Below are 4,099 nucleotides of genomic sequence, written 5' to 3' on the forward strand. Positions count from 1 at the left end.
GTGTTCCTGAGGGAGGGTTTTTTCTCTGGGGGAGAGCTCCTTTATTGCTTGATTCCGGCGGTTTTGCCCGCTTCGCAGTAAATGAAGAAAGGGTAGGAGTATTAAGTGGTGAGATTTTCTCTTTTGATCCCAAATCAACAGCCAAGGGAACAATAAGACTTTCCTATGCTAAGGTTACAGAGGAAGAAGCTGAAGAAGGTTGCCTCAGGCTGGCCAGGGCCTTTTCAAAATTTGCTTTCCAAAAAACCTAGGGATCTACCAGATCTACCCGCTCCGAGTCAGAGGAAATTAACAAGAAAACCAGGAAGAAATCAGTGAAAGGTTGGCCATAAAGGACTGAAAGATGTAAAAAGTAGGTGATTACTCAACATCTGGTACGAAATCGCAATGGAACTGGCATATTTTGTTGAACAGGTTTTGTTGCCTATAGTTATACTTGAACTCAAGCTCCTTGAGATAATGGAAGAGACCCCTAAATAATGTAATGAGACTCTGCAAGAAATCGAACCCTTTAAAGCAATGAACGCTAATAAATGGATAAGCTGCATACAGAATCAATGCTTGCTTCCGATGGATACGATGCTTGGCGTCGCTGGAATAATGGCACTGGGAGGTCAAAACGTGGGAGAGGCTGAATTGCGTCATCTTAAATCAATGTCCCTGGCCATCAGGCAAGACATCGTCAAGATGGTCGCGGAAGCGGGCTCGGGACATCCGGGCGGTTCTTTGTCTATCGCCGATATTGTCACCGTCCTTTTTTTCGATGTCATGAAGCATGATCCCGGCGATCCCTGTTGGGAAGGCCGCGACCGTTTGGTGCTTTCAAAGGGGCATGCCTGCCCCGCCCTTTATGCCGCCTTGGCCGAGAGCGGCTATTTCCAGAAGGAAGAGCTCCTGACCCTCAGAAAGTTGGGTTCTCGTCTTCAGGGTCACCCGGACATGTGCAAACTTCCCGGGCTTGAAGCCTCGACAGGAAGCCTTGGGCAGGGCCTTTCTCTCGCTTCTGGCATTGCTCTTGCCATGAAAATGGATGGCAAATCCAACAGGGTATTCTGCATTATGGGCGATGGGGAACTCGATGAAGGGCAGATCTGGGAAGCGGCCATGACTGCCGCCCATTACAGGCTGGATAACCTCTGCGGCATTATCGACAGGAATGGGTTGCAGATAGATGGTGATACCGAGAGCATCAAGTCCCTCGAACCCCTAGCCGACAAGTGGCGGGCTTTCGGATGGAACGTTATCGAGGTGGATGGTCACAATCTCCGTGATCTTTTCTCCGCGATGCACCGTTTTCGCCATACCCACTTCAGGCCCACCATCATAATTGCTCACACCATAAAGGGCAAAGGTGTCTCCTTTATGGAGAACCAGGCCGGGTGGCACGGCAAGGCGCCTTCATCGGAGCAAACCGAGGCGGCATTGCTTGAGCTTTCAAAAGAGGTTGTCCGATGATCGATCTTTTCCTTTCTCCAAAGATTTTTCCCGAACCGGAAAGGACGCCAACCCGTTTCGGTTACGGCGACGGACTGGTGGAACTTGGGAAAAACAATCCCTCCGTGGTCGTCCTGGGTGCCGACCTCAGTTCTTCCCTCTGCGTGGACCGTTTCCGTGACGCTTTCCCTGACCGATTCATACAGACCGGCATCGCCGAGCAGGACATGATGGCCCTGGCGGCAGGGTTGGCTGTTTCCGGTAAGATTCCCTTTGTCAGCACCTACGGGGTGTTCTCCACGGGGAGGGCCTGGGATCAACTCAGGACGACGGTCGCTTACGCGAAACTGAACGTGAAAGTTGGATCAGGACATGGAGGAGTCTCTGTTGGAGCCGATGGAGCTACACACCAGGCCCTGGAAGACATCGCCATTACAAGAGCCATACCTAACGTGACGGTGATCGTTCCCGTGGACTATCACGAGACTTTCAAGGCCACGGTGGCGGCTGCCTCGATCCCTGGTCCGGTAGTAATCCGTTTCGGCAGGGAGAAAGTGCCCGAGGTAACCACTTGTAAGACACCCTTTACTTTAGGAAGAGCTGAGGTTTATCGTGACGGCGACGACGTCACGATCGCGGCCTGCGGGCAGATGGTCTATGAATCCCTTATGGCGGCTGATATTCTTTCAAAGGAAGGGCTGTCCGCAAGGGTGATCAACTGTCACACTGTGAAGCCCATCGATGCTGCCACCTTTCTTCGGGCCGCGCGGGAGACAGGAGCTTTCGTCACTGCCGAGGAGCACCAGGTCATGGGTGGGTTCGGGAGCGCCGTTGCCGAGGTCCTGAGCCAGAATTATCCCGTGCCGATAAAAATGATCGGGGTTAAGGACATTTTTGGTCAGTCCGGTGAACCCGACGAACTTATGGAACTATACGGCCTAAAGGCAGAACCTATCGCGGAAGCCGCCCTTGAAGCCGTAAAAATGAAGAGAGGGTGATTCCCCCGTGTCAATTCCTTTCGCGAAGAGGACCAGGCGACTGGGCACTGAAACTGCGTTTGCCGTGGGAGCCGAGGCCGCAAAGCTCGCCTCCACCGGTGTAAAGGTCTATCACTTCCACCTCGGAGACCTAAATTTCCCCACTCCCGAGCACATTGTGGAAGCGGCGAACAAGGCCATAAGGGAGGGAAAGACAGGCTACTGTCCCACTCCGGGCATCCTGCCCCTGAGGGAGGCGATGGCCGAGGAGATCTCGAGAACAAGGGGTCTCAGACTCGATGCCGATAACGTCAGTATCCAGACTGGTGGTAAGCCTGTGATCGGCAAATTTCTAATGGCCCTGATGGATCCTGGTGATGAGGTGCTCTATCCCAATCCCGGTTTTCCCATTTACGAATCAATGATCAACTTCCACGAGGGCGTGGGGAAACCCTATGGGTTCAAGGAAACCAAGACAGGCTTTGCCCTGGACTTTGATGCCATCGAGAGCCAGATCTCCCCGAGGACAAAACTCATTATCTACAACAACTACCATAACCCTACCAGCGCTGAATCAGGTGGGGAAGAGATGAGAAGGCTGGCTGAGATCTGCGTGAAACACGATCTCTACGTCCTCAGCGACGAGGCTTATTTCGATATTCTCTTTGACGGCTCCCCTATGAGCATCACTGGCTTCCCGGGTCTTTCCGAGAGGACGGTCATTCTCTACACTTTCTCCAAGAAATTTGCCATGACAGGATGGCGCCTGGGTGCCGCGATCGGTCCCAGGGATATCATTGAGGCCATTTCGCGATTCAATGTCAACGACGAGTCCTGTACCAACAACTTCGTTCAATGGGCGGGGGTTGCCGCATTGAAAGGACCTCAGGACGACCACAGGAGGATGCTGGACATCTTGTGCAAGAGGCGCGACAAGGCTGTCTCCATCCTGAACAGCATGGAGGGTATCCATGTGGGTACTCCTAACAGCACTTTCTACCTCTTCCCGAACGTGACGAAGGCCATGGAAAAGCTCAGAATGGACGAGGTCGAGGATTTCAGGAGGTACATCCTGGAAAGAACGGGCGTATCCTTCACCACACGAAATCATTTCGGGACGCCTTTTCCCGACGAGACTCAAAAGTACATCAGGCTGGCTTACTCCGGTATCGATGCCGAAGCGATAGTGGAGGGGCTAGGGGAGATGAGGAATCTGTTAGGGCCTAGGCAATAAAATGATGAGGGTTACAAAACTGGGCTAAGATTATTTGCATCCTGCATTTCCAGCATTTGTAACTGCGGTGCCGGGATGTCCGGTTCAGCATAGATGTCTTTCTGTTTCTTCGTGACTTCGCCAGGACTTCTCTCCTGTCCCGGAGCCCCAAACAGCTCTATCATATTCAACTAGTCGAGCAGGCTCTTCAATGTCCATTTGTCACACAATCCGGAGTCCCGTATCTTTTTCTTGATATGGGAAAGGTAAACAAGTGCCACAGATTCTACAAACGGCTAAGGAATCTCTGAAAAAGACCTCAGGAAACGGACCTTGACCTAGTAAAATATGGTTGTAGCAGCCTTGGTTTGTCCATTCCAGCCTTCTGTACGACCATACCACCCTCTGAGGGAGCTGATCCCGCATGAAGAGCCTTGCCAACGCCGTGACCTTCGAGAAGTACAAAAAACCCACA

The 4,099-nt window shown here is 52.2% G+C and carries 4 protein-coding genes; all 4 read left to right on the plus strand.

The features are described 5' to 3' along the window. Positions 1-44 precede the first annotated feature (44 nt). The 4 genes from GX108_05245 (at position 45) to GX108_05260 (ending at position 3,645) form a co-directional block, all read left to right on the plus strand. On the plus strand, positions 45-251 hold the full coding sequence (locus tag GX108_05245; protein ID NLO56443.1) for a hypothetical protein: 207 nt from the start codon (positions 45-47) through the stop codon (positions 249-251). A gap of 349 nt (positions 252-600) precedes the next feature. Continuing rightward, positions 601-1,455 carry a transketolase gene (locus GX108_05250; protein NLO56444.1) on the plus strand — a complete coding sequence of 285 codons (855 nt, stop codon included), beginning with the start codon at positions 601-603 and terminating at the stop codon, positions 1,453-1,455. Then, entirely contained in the window at positions 1,452-2,432 is a 981-nt protein-coding gene (locus GX108_05255; GenBank protein ID NLO56445.1) for a transketolase family protein, read from the plus strand. Before GX108_05250 ends, GX108_05255 begins: the two co-directional genes overlap by 4 nt. A 13-nt stretch (positions 2,433-2,445) precedes the next feature. Next, the gene (locus GX108_05260; protein ID NLO56446.1) at positions 2,446-3,645 is read left to right on the plus strand and encodes an aminotransferase class I/II-fold pyridoxal phosphate-dependent enzyme; all 1,200 of its coding nucleotides are present in this window, start codon (positions 2,446-2,448) and stop codon (positions 3,643-3,645) included. Positions 3,646-4,099: the final 454 nt, after the last annotated feature.

The sequence above is a fragment of the Thermovirga sp. genome (genome assembly GCA_012523215.1).
Classification (GTDB): Bacteria; Synergistota; Synergistia; order Synergistales; family Thermovirgaceae; genus 58-81.

Excerpts from the sequence above, each read along its gene's own strand:
- GX108_05250 (NLO56444.1), top strand. The coding sequence starts at position 601 with ATGGCACTGGGAGGTCAAAACGTGGGAGAGGCTGAATTGCGTCATCTT.
- GX108_05255 (NLO56445.1), top strand. The coding sequence starts at position 1,452 with ATGATCGATCTTTTCCTTTCTCCAAAGATTTTTCCCGAACCGGAAAGG.